The sequence below is a fragment of the Bacteroidia bacterium genome (assembly GCA_016218155.1).
Lineage (GTDB): Bacteria > Bacteroidota > Bacteroidia > Bacteroidales > GWA2-32-17 > GWA2-32-17.
On sequence record JACREQ010000069.1, the window covers coordinates 14180 to 35183 of the forward strand.

General features: G+C 30.5%; 7 protein-coding genes. 5 read left to right on the plus strand and 2 right to left on the minus strand.

What is annotated here, in order from left to right:
• Nucleotides 1–74: 74 nt before the first annotated feature.
• Nucleotides 75–833 carry a hypothetical protein gene (locus tag HY951_12190; GenBank protein MBI5540814.1) on the plus strand — a complete coding sequence of 253 codons (759 nt, stop codon included), beginning with the start codon at nt 75–77 and terminating at the stop codon, nt 831–833.
• 89 nt (nt 834–922) lie between these two features.
• Here the strand turns inward: HY951_12190 and pbpC are convergent, their stop codons facing one another.
• Complete coding sequence (gene pbpC / locus HY951_12195; protein ID MBI5540815.1) at nt 923–3286, minus strand: penicillin-binding protein 1C; 2364 nt, start codon at nt 3284–3286, stop codon at nt 923–925.
• A gap of 106 nt (nt 3287–3392) precedes the next feature.
• Between pbpC and HY951_12200 the strand changes: the two genes are divergently transcribed.
• The 3 genes from HY951_12200 to HY951_12210 all read left to right on the plus strand — a co-directional run bounded on the left by HY951_12200 (nt 3393) and on the right by HY951_12210 (nt 7878).
• Nucleotides 3393–6482 carry a histidine kinase gene (locus tag HY951_12200; protein ID MBI5540816.1) on the plus strand — a complete coding sequence of 1030 codons (3090 nt, stop codon included), beginning with the start codon at nt 3393–3395 and terminating at the stop codon, nt 6480–6482.
• Between the two features lie 14 nt (nt 6483–6496).
• Nucleotides 6497–7240, plus strand: a complete 744-nt coding sequence (locus HY951_12205) for a response regulator transcription factor (protein MBI5540817.1) — start codon at nt 6497–6499, stop codon at nt 7238–7240.
• 89 nt (nt 7241–7329) lie between these two features.
• Complete coding sequence (locus HY951_12210; GenBank protein ID MBI5540818.1) at nt 7330–7878, plus strand: transposase; 549 nt, start codon at nt 7330–7332, stop codon at nt 7876–7878.
• A gap of 102 nt (nt 7879–7980) precedes the next feature.
• Here the strand turns inward: HY951_12210 and HY951_12215 are convergent, their stop codons facing one another.
• Nucleotides 7981–13635, minus strand: coding sequence for a hypothetical protein (locus HY951_12215; GenBank protein MBI5540819.1), 5655 nt, complete (start codon nt 13633–13635; stop codon nt 7981–7983).
• A gap of 505 nt (nt 13636–14140) precedes the next feature.
• Between HY951_12215 and HY951_12220 the strand changes: the two genes are divergently transcribed.
• Nucleotides 14141–20980: a PAS domain S-box protein gene (locus HY951_12220; protein ID MBI5540820.1), complete on the plus strand. Its 6840-nt coding sequence runs from the start codon at nt 14141–14143 to the stop codon at nt 20978–20980.
• Nucleotides 20981–21004 lie beyond the last annotated feature (24 nt).

The window sequence follows — 21004 nt, forward strand, 5'->3', positions numbered from 1 at the left end:
TATTTCTATTTGCCTTTACTATTATTAATTGCGTTGGTTGTAATTCGCAAACTCCAAATTTTGTAAATAAACAAATGGAGGAAAACATTATTAATGTTCCTATACATAAGAATGTAAGTCAATTTGATACGACAACAAAAACTATTCATGTGTTTGTTGCATTATGTGATAATAAATATCAGGGTATAGTACCTGTGCCCGAGAAAATAGGAAATGGCAAGGATCTTAATAATAATTTATATTGGGGTTGTGGGTATGGAATCAGATCTTTTTTTAAAAACAGTAAAGAGTGGAAACTTATTAGAAAATATAAAGTGGATACTTTAATTCTGGAAAGATTGGTTTTTAAAAATGTCACAAAGAATATTTATTTAGTTGCCGATGCATATGATGGACAATATATTAAAACCTGTACTGAAGACTTTTTTTATAGTTGTTCTGGCCAAACAAAAGATACATTAATTATAAAAAATATTATTATAGGTATATATGGTAATTCAAAACTAGTTTCATATATAGGACATGATGGATTAATGGATTTTCAGCTTGACAAAACATTTGAAAATAGTGATGGTAAACAACGTGATTGTATAATACTTGCATGTATAAGTAAAAGCTATTTTGCAAATCATTTAAAAGAAGCTAAGGCAAATCCATTAGTTTGGACTACTGGTTTAATGTGTCCTGAAGCATATACATTGCATGATGCATTAACTGCTTACATTAATAATGAGTCAAGAGAAAGCATTAGAACTAAAGCTGCTTTAGCTTATTCTAAATATCAAAAATGCAGTGAGAAAGCAGCTAGGAATTTATTAGTAACTGGTTGGTAAAAAAATATGAAATGAAAATTGCAATTATAGAAAAGAAAAAAATATTTACAATACGTATAATAAATAGAGTGAGTATGAAAAACTAAATATCAATAATTAACTTTTCCTAACACCTCAAATTTAATTTTAACAGAAATTCCATTTTCATCAATAAGCATAAGCCTATGTTTACCTGCTGAAGGATTTAAGGATATTTGATGAATTTCTTTTGTTTCACCAATATACTCTTCATCCATATGCCAGTATATTTTAGTGTTGTTATTTCTGTGAGTTGCTTCAAAAACTGTACGACCCATTGTGCCATCAATCTCAACCGGGACATATATTTTACTATTTGGTTTTGGATATAATATTGCAATTGCCTTGTCAGAAATTTTTGCAAGGCACTCTGGTTTAAATTCAGGTAATGCTTTATAATTAGGGTGATTTGTTTTGTAGTATTTCTCGATTAATGGAGGTAGAATAAACCATGCAATATTTTTCATGTTATAAATGGATTCACAATCGCTGTCAACTCTGTATTTACCGTTTTTAGTAAGATGCACTATTTGATGATATGGGCAAGCTGTTGTATTTAAGCATGTTTTTGGCATTTGTTTAGTTTCTTTTTTTTCGCATAAATCAGATGCACGGTAGCCACTTTCACTACAAATAGTTATTTCACATTGTTCCGAACGAGGTTCAATAAACCAGCTTTCTGATTTTGGTAATTGTGAAAACAAATCAAATAACAATGGAGCAGCGGCTTTTATTCCTGTTAAACCAGGTCTTCCTTCGCCATCAGCATTGCCAATCCAGACAGAAACTACGTAGTCAGGTGTAATACCTGTAGCCCATGCATCGCGAAAACCAAAGCTGGTTCCTGTTTTCCATGCAATTTTTTGTGCAGATGTAAATGCTCTCCAGTTTCCATCATCATCGGGTCTGTTAACTTCTACCATTGCTTCAAATGTACTGTAAATGGATGCTGCATTATTTTTTTTATAAGAATAATTACATTCTTGCTTTTCTGTTTTTGACGATTCTAAAATATATTTTAATGGTTTTATTTTGTTATATTTTAACTCCTGAGCCATTTGTGTATATATTTTATTTAAATCGTAAAGCTTTGCTTCTGCGCCTCCGAGAATCAAAGATAAGCCATAATGTCTGGCTGGTTTATTGAGCGTTGTTAAACCAAAGTTTTTTAAATCGAGATAGAATTTTTCAAGTCCATACTGATTTAATAAATTTACCATTGGTATATTTAAGCTTCTTGACAATGCAGAGTTTGCTGGTACTGCACCATCATATTGTTGTGAAAAATTTTTTGGCGAAAAACTTCCATAATGTGACGGAATATCTGGTAACAGCATTGTTGGTGTAATAATACCATCCTCAAGGCATTTTTCATAAAGTAAGGGTTTTAATATGCTTCCTGTACTTCTTGGTGCAACTATACAATCCACATCACTGCTGTTTTCAATATCTGAATTTTTAGTATTACCAACATAAGCCAGAATTTCTCCTGTTCTAACAGAACTGATTATTACAGCACCATTGTAAATTTTATTTTCTTTTAATAAGTCGTTATGAGCTTGTAATTGCTGAATTGCCTTTATTTGAATGTTGTTATCAATTGTGCTTTTTATAGTTTTTCCTGCATATCCGTTTTTTATTAATTTTTCCAATAAGTGTGGAGCTGACTGTGGCAGCTTTAATGGTTTATCTGGTAATGGCTCTGTTAAGGCTAATTGGTAAGTTGTTAAATCTATTTTTTTTCTATTGTATAATCTTTTTAATAATCTGTTTCGTTTATTTAAAAGCCTGTCATGATTTTTTCCCGGATAAATTAATCCTGGCGCGTTTGGTAAAACAGCTAAAGTTGCACTCTCTGCCCAGCTTAATGAATTTGAACTTTTTCCATAATATCTCCACGAAGCTGCCTCTAGTCCCACAACATTATTCCCAAATGGTGCGTGGGAAGCATAATATATTAAAATTTCTTTTTTACTGTATCTTATTTCCATTCTGGTTGCTAGAATCATTTCCAGAATTTTTTCATAGTAAGTACGGGGTGGATTTTTTCTCATTATTCTGGCTAACTGCATTGTTAAGGTACTTCCGCCGCTTACAACTTTTTTATGTTTAAAATTTTGAATAAAAGCTCTTCCAATTCCATTTATGCTTATTCCATAATGACTATAAAATGTTCTGTCCTCAAATTCAATTAAACATATTTTAAATTTATTAGGTACGCTATCGGCAGGACTAAATCGCCACTGCCCGTCAGAGGCTATTTTAGCACCCAATAAAACTCCGTTTCTATCTAAAAGCACAGTTGATGTGCTATCGTTAAAAAGTTTTTCAGGTAGGCATTGAGCATACCAAATAAGGAATATCAATAAAAATAAGATTAATAATCTGATGCTCCATTTTTTTATTAATCTCCATTGAATTTTTAATTTTTTCATGGCATTGGGGGTAAAATCTCATCAAAATTATAAGCTAATCTTAGCTTATTTTGGGTATTTTATTATTCGCTGCTATTTTAATGGGAAAAGTTTTTTAATTTTGATTATGCGTGAAAACCTATTTTTTTATTCTACTTTGAAGAAAACGACTTTTATATTATTCCTGATATTGCTGATATCCTTTACTGGGTTTTCACAGCAGTATAATTTTCATAATTACTCTGTAAAAGATGGTGTTGCTCAGTCGCAGGTGTATAGCTTATTACAGGATAGCAGAGGCTATTTGTGGATGGGAACACGTGGTGGCGGTTTATCAAAATATGATGGTGTTAATTTTAAAACGTATTCTGTAAATGATGGATTAATAAATAATTATATTTTCTGCATTAAAGAAGATAAAGAGCATAATTTATGGATTGGAACAAATAACGGACTTTCAAAATATAATGGAATATCATTTAAGAATTATCAGCCTTTTAATGATTCTGCACAGGTTTGGATACAGGATTTAGATATTGATATTAAAGGCAGAAAATGGCTTGCAACAAATACGGGGGTATTGTTACTCGATAACGACAAATTTATTAATATAACCGATTTGATAAATGTAAAAAGAACAGTAATAAACTCTATTCTTGTTGATAAAAGTGGAGCAATATGGTATGGGAATGGAGAAGGCTTATTTAAAATAATAGAAAAAGATTCAAAATATAGTCTTGTAAGTTTTGATAAGTCTCAGGGTTTAATTAAAAATTCTATTACAAGCATTAAGCAGGATAAAAGTGGAAATATCTGGATTGGAACCTATGGTGATGGAGCTTATGTTTACGATGGTAAAAAGTTTTTCAGAATAGATTACAATCTTGAATTATATCGTAAGACTGTTTTGGATATTTATTTTGATACTCATAACAATGTGTGGTTTGCAACTTTATCGCACGGTGTTGCGGAATATAATACAAGCTCAAAATCTTTTAGCTGGTTAACCGAAAATGAGGGGTTAAGCAATAATCATATTCAGTGTATTATTCAGGACAGGAGCGAGAATTACTGGTTTGGCTCATCAGGTGGAGGTGTTTGTAATTATTTTGGAAAACAATTTACAAATTACGATAAATCGTCAGGATTAGCTGGAAATTTTATTTACAGCATTTTTCGTGATAGTGAAAATCGTTTATGGATAGGAACGTCAGACAAGGGATTAAGTGTTTCAGACAGCTCTGGTTTTTATAGCTATAATACAGTAAATGGATTTTCTGAAGTTAAAGTAAAAGCTATAAATGAGGATAATAATGGAATATTATATTTTGGAACAGACGGACAAGGAGTATTTGAATATAATGGGATTGATTTTAAGCCTGTAGCCGGATTAACATCTAAATATATTCGTGCAATAGTTAAAGATAGAAATGGTAATTTGTGGATTGCCACTGCCGGAACAGGCTTATTTAAGCTAAATATAAATGCAGGAAAAAACAAATTGCAGAATTTTACTACTTCAGATGGCTTGCTTCATAACCGTATTACCTGCCTGCATTATGATAAACAGGGAAGGTTATGGTATGGGACCGAAAATAACGGAATTGGTATTATTGTAAATAATAAAGTTCAGAAGAGATTTTTCAGTAAAAAAGACGGGCTTATTTCAAATACAATTCGTTGCTTAACCGAAGATGAAAGTGGTTATTTGTGGATAGGAACTGCAGGATACGGAATTGCAAGTTTTCCTTTATATCAGGGAGATTTTAAAATAAATTGTTATGATTATAATAAAGGATTAACATCTTCAAATATTTATTTACTGACTTCCGATAATCAGAATAATTTGTTTGTTGGAACAGAAACAGGATTGGATTATATAACATTAGACAAAGGAAGAAATCCTACAGACATAAAACATTATAGTAAAGGAGAAGGTTTTACTGGTGTTGAAACTTGTTTGAATTCTGTTTTTAAAGATAAAGATGGAACAATATGGTTTGGTACTATCAATGGTTTGTCAAAATATAATCCAGCAAATCTGGTAAGAAATAATAATGAACCTATAACAAATATTAATGATGTTAAATTGTTTTATATTCCAATTTCCAAAACCGCATATAAAGAATTTGTTGGTGACTGGAATACAATCTCTTCTATTGATTTGCCTTATGATCAAAACCATTTAACATTTGATTTTTCGGCAATAAATTTTAGTAATCCTGATGCAGTAAAATACCAATGGAAGCTAGAGGGATTTGATGAGGAATGGTCACCTGTTTCTAAAAATCATAGTATTTTATATTCAAACCTTGGTGCAGGCGATTACACATTTTTAGTGAAGGCTTGTAACGAGGATGGTGTTTGGAATAAAGAACCGGTTAAATTGCATTTTAAAATCTCAGCACCAATATGGTTGCGTTGGTGGTTTATAGCATTTATTGTGATTATTGTTTTTGGAATTGTATTTTATGTTTTTAAATGGAGAGAACAACGAATTACTGCAAAAGCCAACGAAGAACAGAAGAAACTTCAACTAGAGAAAGAAGTAGTGGAACTTGAGCAAAAAGCCTTGCGGTTGCAAATGAATCCTCATTTTATTTTTAACGCGTTAAATTCTATTCAATCGCAAATTGGAAACGATAACGAGCAAGTTGCACGTTATTATTTAGCTAAGTTTTCTAGATTGATGCGTCAGATATTGGATAATTCACGTAATGCAACTATAAGCCTTGAAGATGAAGTAAGTACTTTGGAAAATTATTTGCTTATTGAGAAATTCTGTAATGGCGATAGGTTTGATTATAAAATTATTGTTGACACAAAAATTGAAATTGATTTTGTTAAGATACCTCCAATGTTATTACAACCTTTTATAGAGAATGCAATTAAGCATGGTCTGAAACATATGGATAATACAATTGATCCTCAAACAGGAGAGGTTAAAAGGGGTATAATTGAAGTTGAATTTAAAGAAATAAATAATGTTTTAGAGTGCTCTGTTATTGATAATGGTATTGGTAGAATGAAGTCTGAGGAGTTGAATAAATTCAGTAAAGAAACTTACCATAAATCAACTGCACTAATTGTTACACAGGAAAGATTGGATTTATTAAAACTTGATGAAAATATTTTATCACTTGAGATATTAGATTTGTATGATGAGCAAGGCAATGCGAGTGGTACAAAAGTAATTTTAAGATTACCGGTAGTTTAATTAAATTTGAAGATATGATAAAAGCAATAATAATCGATGATATAGAGCAAGCCCGAATTACTTTAAAAAAAGATTTACAGGTTTATGCTTCAGATGTAATTGTTATTGGTGAAGCAAATGGAGTAGTAGAGGGAGCAAAATTGTTAAAAACAACTTGTCCTGATGTTTTGTTTCTGGATATTCAAATGCAGGATGGCAGTGGTTTTGATTTGTTGGATATTTTAAAAGATATTCCATTTAAAATCATTTTTATTACTGCTTCTGATGCTCATGCAATAAAAGCTTTCAGATATGCGGCAATAGATTATTTGTTAAAACCTGTTGATCCTGATGAATTGATTGCAGCATTGGATAAATTCAGAAATCAGAAGTTAAATGAAAATGAAAAATATAAATTACTAAATGAATCTTTAAAGAATAATTATAAGCCTCATGAACGCCTGGCTTTGCATACTCAGGATAAGATACATATTGTTAATATTAATGATATAATTCGTTGCGAGAGTAATGTTAATTACACTGAGTTTTATTTTAATAATGGAAAAAAGCTTCTTGTTACAAAGACTTTAAAAGATTTTGAAGATTTGTTAAACGATCAGGGATTTTATCGCGTACATCAATCACATTTGATAAATACAAAATTTATAAAAGAATTTATCAAAACTGATGGTGGTTATTTGTTAATGACTGATGGCAGCAATGTGCCAGTTTCTACAAGAAAACGACCTGAGGTGATGAAGATGCTGGAGGAGTTGTGAAAAGCAAAATACGTTTTCTGGCGCAAGCATCTGCTTGTGCCTACATTGTATTTTGTTTTAAATTTGTATTGTAGAATTTTTAAAATTATATGAGCAGAAAGTATAAGTTTGGTGATAAAAACGAATTGTATTTTGTGACTTTTACAGTTATTGAATGGATAGATGTTTTTACTAGAAACTCATATAAAGATATATTGTTAAATAGTTGGGAATATTGTAAGAAAAATAAAGGGCTTGAAATTTATTCATGGTGTATAATGACTAATCATGTTCACATGATTATTTCAAGTAAGCAAGACGAAGTACAAAATATAATGCGGGATATGAAAAGACATACATCAAGTATGTTAAAGAAGTCAATCGAGGAAAATCAGAACGAAAGCCGAAAAAAATGGATTTTAGATATGATGAAAAAAGCAGGTAGTTATAATAATAACAATAAGGGTTTTCAATTCTGGCAACAACATAATCATCCAATAATTTTAGATAGTAATTTTTTAATTGATCAAAAACTTGGTTATATTCATAATAATCCTGTTAAAGCTGGGTTCGTAGATAAGCCTGAAGATTATTTATATAGCAGTGCAAGAGATTATGCTGGAATGAAGGGATTATTGGATATTATAATTATCGATTAGATTAATTGTTTTTTAGGAAAGGCACAAGCAAATGCTTGCGCCAAATATAAAAAAAAACCGGGTACCAAAGGCACCCGGAAAACAATTAACCCCCATGAATAATTATTTTTTTGCAGTTATTTCTTCTTTCACAACTTCAACCCATCTGCCAGGAATACGTGCATTAATTGTGTTGTCATACATTGCTTCGCTATAAACTGTAGGCAAATAGAACCTACCCAGGTAAGTTGCATTTAATTGTATCTCGAATGTTTTAGTTGCGTTCTGGTTTAAATTGTAATAGCTGTAAACTCTGTCATCTCTTATGTCTTGGTAACGTGCAGGATTTGTTGCCCCAGTTTCATCCATTCGTGTATTATGGATTTCCCAGCCGGATGGGAAAATCTGATTTAATACCATTTCCTGCAGGTAACCTTTTGTTCCCGGATTTGTTATTGTAACAACAGCTACAAAATCAGTTCCCTGAACTATTTTATCCAGTTGAATCAAATTTCCACTCATGTCCTGATATTTTACTTCCATTTTTAAATCTTTTGCAGCAGCTGTTTTATCACCAATTAATGGAGTACCTTCAACAATAAGTTTTGCAAAAAGAGTTGTTTGACCATTGTTTTTTACAGTGAAGTTTGCTGATTTTGCAAAATCTTTTTCGTTATACTTAATCTGGTATATTGTTTTTTTTGTGTTCTTATCGTTATTTGCTGAGCCATTGAGCGAATATGAAAAATTAATTTCACAGTTATTTTTAGCACCTGTATATTCACACATAGCTAATAAACAATATGCAGTTTCCTGAGTGTTCATCCATAACTGTGAACTAAGCGAAGCAGCTATCTCTTTTGCAACAGGCCATGCTTTTGTCTTTTCCTGCAATAAACTTAGTGATTCAAGAATCATAGCTTTATCTCTTATGTCTGAACCATAGCTATATGATAATTCTTTGTAGGCTACAACAGTTGTTGGTAATCCTTCAATTAATTTTAATGCAACTTCTTTTTGTCCAATAATTTTATATGCTGCAGCCAACCTCCATTTTGCAGAAGCAGAAAGTTTCTTTTCTTCAAGTAATCTGTTCATAGCACCAAGCTCAGGAGTATTAGCCATTGCCAAAACAAATAATCTGTATGCCTGCATGTTTTCGTTTGTTTCACCGCCATGAGGTCCACTGTATGCAGGAGTTACATTTGACCAGTTGCGAGCTTTTTCCTGCTGATATTTTACCCATTTTGCTTTCATATTTATGGGTAGATTGTAACCTTGCTTCTCTGCTTCAATAACAAAATGCCCTGCATAATTTGTTCCCCATTCGCTATCTGTTCCTTCGCCTGGCCAATATGAGAATCCGCCATTTGCAGTCTGAAATAATTGTAACCTTTTTAATGCAGCTTTAATGTTAAAAGAAATTTGATCTTTACGTTTATCTGTTAATTCTATTAAATTGCTAACAAATAACTGAGGAAATACTGAAGAAGTGGTTTGTTCAATGCATCCGTGAGGATATTGAATTAAATAATCAAGTCTTTTTTCCAAACTCATAGCAGGAATGCTTGATAGTTCAATGGTTGCTTTATTTGTACCTTCAATACCTTTGAAATTAATATCTGTATTCCATTCTTTACCCGGTTCTAAAACCATATCAAAACCATCAACTACTTTTGGATTTGGAGTGCGGATATCAATTTCAATTTCCTGATATGCTTTTTCTTTTCCACTTGTTGCAGTTATTTTTACTCTGGCAATTCCTACTTTCTGCACAGTGTTTAATTTAAAATTTATAACATCATCGCCAATCTCATTAAAGTGCATTATTTGTTGTTTACTGCCCTCAATAGTGAACATTTCGTTTACTTCTACATCTATTTTAACATCTTTTACATGCTTTTCCATTGCAAAAATATTTACAGGTAAAGCAACTGTTTCTCCCGGTCCTAAAACTCTTGGAAGAGTTGCCAGAACCATTAGTGGTTTTCTTACTGCTACAGTTTTTTCTGCATTTCCATATGTGCCATTATTTTCTGCAACAACCATTACACGAACAGAGCCTACATAATTAGGAATTTGAATTTTGTGCGATTTTTCCTGTCCTGCATTTAAAGTAAACGGACCAATAAATGTTACCATTGGTTTAAATCTGTTTGCTTTTAATCCTTTTCCATTTAATCCATCGCCATCGCCACCAATACTTAACAATTTGTCCAATTTTCCTGCATAAGCTCCAATTACAAAATCGTACATATCCCATGTTTTTACTCCAAGAGCTTCACGTGCATTAAATGTTGTCCATGGTTGTGGTGTGCTAAATCGCGTTAAGTCTAATAATCCATCATCAACTATTGCTAAGGTGTAAGTCATTTTCCTGCCGTTCTTTTCTTTAATTCTGATAGTTGTGCTTGTTTCAGGTTTAATAACATCGGGCATTTTTATTTCAGGATTTAAATGGGTGAGTGGGTCATCCACAATTATAGGAACAACGCCATACATTCTTATAGGAAGATCATTTATTGTATTTGCATGTGGTTGTAACAACGTGACATGTAAATATGCATTTGGTGCCATTTCAGGTGTTGCAGGAAATTCATAAATAGTTTCACCTTTCTTTGTTGGAATCCAGAATTTTTTAACCACTTTGGTTCCTGTCTCAACACTTACTAAAGCCATACCATTGGCAGGAGAGGGGATAGACAATTTAATATTCTGACCTGTTGTGTAGTTTTCTTTATCACAAGCGAAGTTTAACATGTTAGCATTTTCATTAGTGCTTCTGTTTGCTCTGCTCCAGTAAGGCCAGTCAATGTAGATTAATTTTCCGGTCTGATGACCACCTGTTAAATCTGTTACTGTAATTAGGTAACGACCATATTCAGGATAATTTATTCCGAATTTGAATGCACCTTTTCCATCGGTTAATTTTATTAATGTGTCTTTTATTACAATTGTTCCTGCACGCGAAATATATTGAGCCAAATCTTCTTCGTCTTTTTCATACCACCAGCGCCATTGTATTTTATAAACTTTTACCTGTAGTTTTCCTGTATTTACAAGATTTCCTTTATTGTCAACTGTAACAACTTCAAACTTGTATTTATTTCCAACTTCTAGAGTGTTGTCATAATTTTTTGCTACTGGTGTATAAAGACCAACGTAATTTTTATAAGGAGAATAAGTAGTACTGTATCTGTCAATACTGAAATCGCCACCTTCTTCAAATACTTTGGTTGTGTATGTTGTTCTTAACATTCCCGGAGCTACCTGACCTATATTAAGTTTTGTTTTAATTGTAGCTTCACCTTTTTCATTAAGTTTTCCATCAAAAATGGCTTCTGTATTAGAACTGAATTTTCTTATTGGTGAATCAAATTCGTAAGCGGTATATTTATCAAAAGATGTTTTAGTTTGAGAAACACTCACAGAAATCATTGCATTTAAATTCTTTGCAATTGCTCCATGCAGCCATTTTACTGATAATTTTGCTGTAGTATCATTGTTTTTTTCTTTGTCAAAATCGAGATAAATTTTTAAGCGGTTTGGTTTTACTGTTTCAATCTTCAGAACTTTGTTAAAAACTCTGTTCCCAACTGTAACATATGCTAAATAGTTACCTGTATTAGCATCCGGACTTGTTGCTGTTCTAAAATCATATAATCCATTTAAGTTTTTTGTTTTTGTAGTCTGACAAATTACCGTTCCTTCTGGGTCTTGCAACTCAAATTTTACAGGATGATTAGCCGGTAAACGTTTTTCTTTGTCCTCTAAAATGAAATTTATATAAAGTGAATCTCCCGGACGCCATACGCCACGTTCGCCATAAATAAAGCCTTTTACTCCTTTCTGAACAACTTCCCCCTCGATATCAAATTTACTTAACGAATTTGCATATCCATCAAGTAATTTTAAATATCCACGTTGTTTCCCGTATTTTGCAACCATTAAAAAAGGTTTGCGGTTTAATTTTAAATCAAGTATTCCATTACCATTTGTTATACCTGATGCAATCAATTGTTTGGTGTAATCATAATATTCAATTGTAGCACCTGCTACAGGTTGTGTTGTAATCATATTATTTACAAAAGCATGGGAAGTTTTATTTTCATCAAGTTTGTAAATTAAACCTAAATCTGATGCTAAAATATTTCTGCTAACTGCTTTTCCATAGTAATAGCCGTTATCACAGGGGGAAGCATTGTCATCGTAATAATAATCCCATGAATCGTAACCGTCATCAAAACCCCAGTAATCCCAGCCGTTTTCGTTCCAGTTTTTATCTTCAAGACTCTCTGTTATCTCGGCATTTTCATTCTCTTCATTTTCTTCTGCAGGGCAATCGCATAAAGCGTATTTCTTAGTGAACTTAATGCTTACACGATAAATAGCACCGGGATCAGGAGAAATCAGTTTACCTAAATCAATAACAAACGTGTTCCATTGTTTAAGGTTTATTTTTTTGTCTTTTCCGAGGTCAATTTTTTTCTCTATAATTTGTTTTCCAACTCTGGTTAGCTGTGATTGTCCATCTAAATCATTTACCTGTAAAAACTGATGTACATTATTTGCATAAATTTTAATAATTCTAACATCAACAGCTTTTAAATATATAGCTTCAAAAGGAAATATTAATCCGTTGGAATTAGGTAAAATACTGCCTTTCCCTTTTATTCTTACCATTGGGTTAGGTTCTTCAAAATAAAGTTTTTCGCTATAAGCAATATTCATTTTATAACCTTTAAAGTTTTTAATGCCATTTGTTATTGAAATCATTTTTTCGCCCTGAATACGATTAGGCAAGAATATTTTCACCACATTATTCTCAATTGCATAAGTTAAATTTTCAATTCCTTGTAAAGTAACAATCCCTTTTAAATTCTGATTATAATCAAGAGGATCGCTAAAAGTTAATTCAATATATTGGTCGCCATCATCTACTACTTTGGAATTTGTTACAGAAAAATCGCCTAATGCTTTAACCTCAATTTCCCTGCTACCGCTTGTGTTACTGTTTATACTTTCACCATCCCATGTAACAACAATTCTTCCAGGTTTATTTTTACGCTCAATACTATCTACATAGAAATAAAATGTATTATCATAATAACTGGGATTTATAATTACAGGAATTTCTTTACCGTTTTGTGTAACTTTTAATACTTTTTTAATTGTTGCAGTATCTGCAAAATCTGATGTTTTAATACTTCCGGTGAGTTTCTGCCATTCAATATTATAATCATTATAACTACGCAGACCATCAATCACTACACTTAAACTTTGAGGATAAATAGAAAATTGAAAATTGAAAGTCTCGAAATCACATTCTACATCAATTATCTGTTTTAAATTAAACTCTGCATTAAAAAACTGGTTTGAAGGCAACTCTTCATCTGGAATAAATTCAATAATTCTATCAGATATCCAAATGGCATGACCTTTAATATTTGGTTCAAAATTAAAAATATCGTCTAATAAACTTGAATCGGGTAATGTTAACGCAGATACTGTTTCAACACCATTTGTTGTTTCCGGAATAGTTGTCTGAGCTACCGAATCGGTTGTCTGTGCAATAATATTTTTTTCGTTAATACTTCTCGCCAGTTCAATTCTGATAGTGCTTTTACGCGATATCATTCCGGAAGTGAATGCCGAAATGTATTTTACAAAAGCAGGATTTGTTTTAATAATTTGTGGTCTCGAGCTTATTGTTGAATAAATCAAAACCATTGCTATCACTACGACAGCTGTAATTAATAAATACTTTTTTGTTTTCATGTGGTTGTTTTTTATTTTTATTAAATATGTCACATGGAATACGCCAAAAAAATATTTTATAGAATAAGAAATTATTTATTTTGGCGTAATTCATTAGGGGTTTAATTTTATGATACAAATTTGTATGCATAAAATTTTAAACTCTTTGCACTTTTATAAGACGAAGTACTTCATTTATTAAGTGCGTGTTTTTTTCAATTATTTGCAAAAAGAAGTTATATGTATCTATAATACTTAAAGTGCCTAAAGTTGAAATACAAAATTTTGATTAACATATTTCACTTAAATTTTCTCATATCATTTAAAAAAAGATGTTATGAGTAAATTTTATAGCTCTTTTCTTTTTTTTAAAATTTACAAGAAACAATATTCTGCTAAAAAACACCTATGTATAAGGATATTTATATAAAAATAACTATATTTTTGTATATGCTGTATACTATTATGATTTGCAGTACATTTAAGAAAATTTATATTTGTCTAATTTGCAGGTAAAAACAAACATATGAACTATAGTTTAGAAGATTTAATTGACATTCCATTACTTCAGGAATTGCAAGATAAACTTAATAAAATATATTCTTTTCCTTCAGCAATTATTGATAATAATGGAAAAGTTCTTACGGCTGTTGCATGGCAGGATGTATGCACAAAATTTCACAGAACAAATCTACAATGTGAAAAAGAATGTATTAAGAGTGACCAGTACATTATAGAACATATTAAGGAAGCAAACCCTGCTGTAAGTTATAACTGTCCTCATGGATTAATTGATAATGCTACACCGATTATTATTGATGGAATGCATTTAGGGAATTTTTTTACAGGACAGTTTTTTCTTGAGAAACCAGACATAGAATTTTTTAAACAACAGGCAAAGAAATACGGATTTAATGAAAAGGAATATATTGAAGCAGTAAATAAAGTTCCTATATGGACAAAAGAAAAACTTACACTTTATTTAGATTTTATTAAAGGTTTTATTGAAGTTATTGCAGGAATAGGATTAAAAAACCTTAAAGAAATTGAAACATCTAAGATTTTAAAAGAAAGTGAAGCACGAAACAATTCAATAATTCAAAGTACTTCAGACTGGATTTGGGAAATTGATAAAAACGGTAAATATTGTTATTGTTCTGAAAGAGTTGAAAAAATTTTGGGATACACTTCTGCCGAAATGATTGGTAAATCTCCATTTGATTTCATGTCTAATGAAGAAAGTGAAAAGGTAAGTATCATTTTTAAAAAGATAATTGAAGCAAAAAGTAATATTGTTGATTTAGAAAATTGGAATTTGCATAAAGATGGGCATAGGGTATGTTTATTAACCAATGGTTTTCCAATTTTTGATACTGAGCAAAATCTTATTGGCTATAGAGGAGCAGATAAAGATATAACATATCGCAAACATATTGAGTATGAATTGCAGGAGAGTAATGCAAAATATCAGTTTATAGTTGAAAACACTAATGATATTTTATGGACAATGACACCAGATTTTAATCTGGATTATGTTTCTACTTCTGTATTTAAATTTTTGGGTTATACTCAGGAAGAGCATCTAAAACAAACACTTGACGATTTTGTAACACCTGAATCTGCTAAATTAATAAGAGATGAATTTAGTATTGGAATGATGCATTTTCATAAAAAAGAATATGATAAACTAAGAAATTTTGCAGAATTAGAAATTGAATATATAAAAAAGGATAAAACACATGGATTTGCCATTATTTCTATGGTGTTTCTTCGGGATAAAAACTATAATCTTTTAAAAATAAACGGAAAAACAACAGATATAACAGAGCGCATAATTATTGAAAAGAAACTGAAAGAAAGTGAAGAAAAGTATCGTATACTTATTAATAACTCAGGAATTGGTGTAGGGGTATATGCTTTAGATGGAAAAATACTTTTTTTCAACCAAAAAGCAATTCAAAACTTAGGTGGAAAGGAAGAAGATTATATAGGGAAATCGTTAATTGAAGTTTTTGGTAATGAAGCCGGTTTAATATACCTTCAGCGTATTAAAGCAGCCTCAGAATCTAAGTCAAGTTTAGAATATGAAGATTATGTTGAAACAGATACAGGAAATTTTTGGTTTTTGTCAAATCATACAAAAATTAAAGATGGTGATGGGAAAATTATTGGAATTCAGGTTCTCGCAACTGATATAACAGAGCGCAAATTAGCAGAAAGAAAACTTTTAGAAAGTGAAGAAAAATTTCGTGCTGTTTCAGAATATTCTTTTAATTCAATTTGTATAATAAATGAAGTAGGGAAAATTGTCTGGGCTAATCAGGCAATGGCTAAAATGGGAATGTTTACAATTGAAATGATTTATGCTGCCGATTCATTTACCGCTTTTATAGCTCCTGAATCATTAGAGTTTGTTGTCTCAAATTTTATGAAATTTGTTAAAGGTGAAGAATATGAACACCATTATGAATTTTATTTTATTCGTGCTGATGGTGAGAAACGCCTTTGTGAAAAACATATGTCGCATTTTAAAGATAGCAATGGTAAGCTTAACCTTGTTATTAGTATGTTAGATGTTACAGAAAAGCAACAATCTTTGGTATTATTAAAACATAGTGAAGAAAATTTTCGAGCAATATTTGAAAGCAGTTCATCTGCTATTGCAATTATTGAAACTGATACCACTATTTCAATGGTTAATGATGAATATCTAAAAATCAGTGGATATACAAGAGACGAAGTAATAGGTTTAAGTTGGACTAAACAAATTCCACCGGAAGATCTTGAACGATTAAAAGAGTACAATAGAATCAGATTAATAAATCCAAAAGCTGCCCCAGATAAATATGAATTTACTTTTTATCGTAAGGATGGAGAAATAAGGCATTCGTTAATGTCTGTTTCAATGATAGAAAATAAAAATAAAATAGTGGCATCTTTTGTTGATATTACAGAGCGTAAATTGTCAGAAAAGAAATTAATACAAAGCGAAGAAAAATTCAGATTGTTTTTTGAAAAATCCTCTGACCCTATTACTATTTCAAATAAAAATGGTGACTTTGTTGATTGCAATACAGCTACTTTAGAATTTCATGGAATAAAATCTAAAGAAGAACTTTTTAAATATAAAACAACTGATACTTATGAAGATCCTAATGAAAGAGATTTGTTGATTACAGATTTACTTAATAACGGTTATATTAATAACAGAGAAATAAATTTTAAAACTATATCAGGTAATATAAAAACTGTGTTAGTTTCTATTGAAATAATAAATATTAATAATGTGCAATTATTTGTATCATGGTACAGGGATATAACTGATCGAAAACAAAATGAAAAACTATTAGAAATTCGTTATAAATTTGAAAAACTAATTTCAGAAATTCAGAATGATTTTCTGAAAATATCTGTTGATAATCTTGATTCATTTATTATTTCAGCACAAAGAAAGTTCTGTCAATTATTGGGAATGGAGCGCTCTGCACTTTGGCAAGGTACAATAACTGAACCAGAAGTAATGTATATGACTCATTTGTGCACACTTGATGAGATACCTCCTGTTCCTGAAAACGTTACTACAAATTCATTATTTCCATGGTTTACAAAGCAGCTGCTTGATGGAAAGATTGTAGCTGTAAATGATGTTAATTCCATGGCTATTGAATCTAAAGTAGATAAAGATAATTTACTTTATTATAATGATAAAGCTACACTTGCTATTCCTTTTTCATATGGAAATCCAATTGTTTACGGTACTATATCTTTTGCCTCAACAAAAAATGTAAGAGCATGGTCAGATGAAGAATTTATGTATTGTCAAATTTTTGCTCAAATAATTTCCAATATTATTGCAAGAAGTAATGCAGAAAAGTTAGTGCGCAAAAGTGAAGAAACATACAAAGCTTTATTTGAAGGTATAAATGATGCGATATTTATTTCTGAATTTACCAATGAAACCAAAACAAACCGGTTTATTGAAGTTAATGATATTGCTTGTAAGAGATACGGATATTCTAGAGAAGAATTTTTAAACCTAACTCCTTTTGACATAAATTCTGAAAAAACAAAATTTTTATTACCCACATTACTAAAAGGGATTAAAGAGAAAAAACATGCTTTGATTGAAGTAGAACATGTTAAAAAGGATGGAAGCATAATACCTGTTGAAATTAGCACACATATAATCCAATATAAAAATAAAACTGTTTATCAATCTATTGCACGTGATATTACTGAACGCAAAGAATCAGAAAAAAAATTAAAAGAAATAGAAAAACTGTTTTCATTGTTTATGCATTATTCACCTGTTTACACTTTTATAAAAGAAGTTACTCAAACTGAAAGCAGAGTGATACAGGCAAGTGAAAATTATAAAAACATGATTGGAATACCGGGAAGTGAAATGATTGGTAAAACAATGGAAGAATTATTTCCACCTGAGTTTGCTTCTAAAATAACAGCTGATGATTGGTCAGTTGTTAAAAAAAGAGAAATTTTTCAGGAAGACGAATTTCTGAATGGATTTTATTATACTACAATAAAGTTTCCAATAGAATTTGATGGAAAAAATCTTCTGGCTGGTTTTACAATTGATATAACAGATCGCAAAAATACAGAAGAAAAAATAAAAGAAAGCGAAGAAAAATTCAGATATATAGCTGAGAATACATTTGATGGAATTCTTGGTTTTGGTCCAGATCAGAAAATTAATTATGTTTCTCCTTCTTATATTAAACAACTTGGATATACTATCGAAGAATCTTTAGGTAAAGATGCTGAAGAAATAGCCTTAAATATTCATCCAGATGATAAAGATGAACTTTTTGCTAAAATTTATAATGCAATAAAATTAAAATTGCCCGATTTGATTTATACCTATAGGGTAAAAAATAAAAAAGGAGAGTATTTATGGAGAGAAGATCATGCAAAATTTAGTTACGATATTTATGATAACTATTCTGGATCTGTTGTTATATGTCGCGATATAACAGAGCGCAGGCAAATTGAAGCAAAACTTCGTGAAAAAGATATAGAATTCAGAAAACTTTCTGCTAATGTTCCCGATCTTATTTTTCAATTTACAAGAAAACCTGATGGCTCATATTGTGTACCGGTAGCTTCAGAAGGTATTGTAAATATTTTTGGCTGTTCTCCTGAAGATGTTTTAAATGATTTTACACCTATTGCAAAAGTTATATATCCCGAAGATGCAGAAAGAGTGATTGCTGACATTGAATTTTCTGCCAAAAATTTAACTTATTTTACTTGTGAATTCAGAGTGCAAATACCTGGAAAAGAAATACAATGGATATATTCAAGATCCAATCCAGAAAAATTGCCTGATGGAAGTATTGCCTGGTATGGGTTTAATGTTGATATTACCAGACTTAAACAAATAGAAATTGAACTTATAAAAGCAAAAGAAAAAGCTGAAAAAAATGAGCGTAAATTAATTGAGGCACAAGCTGTTGCTAAAGTAGGAAGTTGGGAAACCAACTTAATTACTATGGATGTTATTTGGTCAGACGAAACCTACAAAATTTTTGGTCTTAATAAAGAACAATTCAAAAACACACATATTTCTTTCTTAGACTATGTTCACCCTGATGATATCGACCGAATTGAAGATGTATTTACAAAATCCTTTTCATCAAAAGATTATAATAGTGTTCAACATAGAATAATAACACCTTTAGGAGAGATAAAACACGTAGAAGAACGATGGATTACTTTTCAAGATAGTAACAACAAACCCATAATGTCTTTTGGTACATGTCAGGATATCACCGAAAATAAAATCATCCAAACCCAATTAAAAAAAGCTAAAGAAAAAGCTGAAGAAAGTGAATCAGTTTTACAATTAATTATTGATAATTTTCCAAATGCAAATGCAACATTATTAGATAATAACTTAAATATTGTTTTAACAGGAGGAAGCGAATATATTAAATATGGTTTTAATCCAAAGAATTTAAGAAATAAACATGTAAGTGAAATTTTATCAAAAGATAATTATGATAAATTAAAGTTCAATATCGATAAAGCAATTAAGGGAGAGACTTCAAATTATGAAGTTGAATATAAAGATGGAGTTTTTTATATGAACTATGTTACACCTATTAAATTTAGCGAAGATATAATAAGTAATTTCTTAATTGCAAATATAAATATCACAGATTTAAAACAAACACAACTTGATTTAATTAAAGCTAAAGAAAAAGCTGAAGAAAGTGATCGTTTAAAATCGGCATTTTTGGCAAATATGAGCCACGAAATTCGAACACCAATGAATGGAATATTAGGTTTTGCAGAACTTCTTAAATTGCCAGATCTTAAAACCGAGAAACAAAAGGATTATATTAAAATTATTGAAGAAAGTGGTAACAGAATGCTAAATATTATTAATGACATTATTAACATTTCTAAAGTTGAAGCAGGTTTAATGGATTTAAATATTTCTGAAACAAACATTAATAAGCAGATTGATTATATTTATTCATTTTTTAAACCTGAAGCAGAATCAAAGGGACTAAAACTAATTCACAAAAAATCATTACAAAACAATGAATCAATAATAAAAACCGATAGTCAAAAATTAAATTCAATATTAACAAACCTTTTAAAGAATTCTTTAAAATTTACCCCTGATGGAGTTATTGAAATAGGCTATGTGAAAAAGGAAAATATTTTGGAGTTCTATGTTAAAGATACCGGTATTGGCATTCCATTACATCAGAAAGAACTTATTTTTGAAAGATTCAGACAGGGCAGCGAACAATTAAATAGAAAATATGAAGGTTCTGGTTTGGGGTTGTCCATATCTAAAGCCTATGTAGAGATGATGGGTGGAAAAATATGGGTTAAAAAAGATTCTGAAGGTAATAGTAATGAAAAGGGCTCTGAGTTTTATTTTACTTTGCCATACAATCCAGTTTCAGAAGAAGAAATAGAGATTATTCACGAACCTGTTTCATCTATTAATAATAAAATAAATTCAAAAAAACTAAAAGCATTAATTGTTGAAGATGATGAAGCATCAATGATCTTTAATAAAATTTCTGTCGAAGATTTCTGTCATGAAATATTATTTGCTGTAAACGGAAATGAAGCTGTAACATATTGTAAACAGAATCCTGATATTGACTTAATATTGATGGATATTAAATTACCCGATCTTGATGGATATGAAGCCACTCAGCAAATAAGACATTTTAATAAAAAAGTTATTATTATTGCTCAGACTGCTTTTGCACTTGCCGGAGATAGAGAAAAAGCCATTGAAGCAGGATGCAACGATTATTTAACCAAACCATATAATAAATCGATGTTAGGCGAGAAAATAATGAAATATTTTTTAAAATAAATTATTATTATATTTGTATACCAA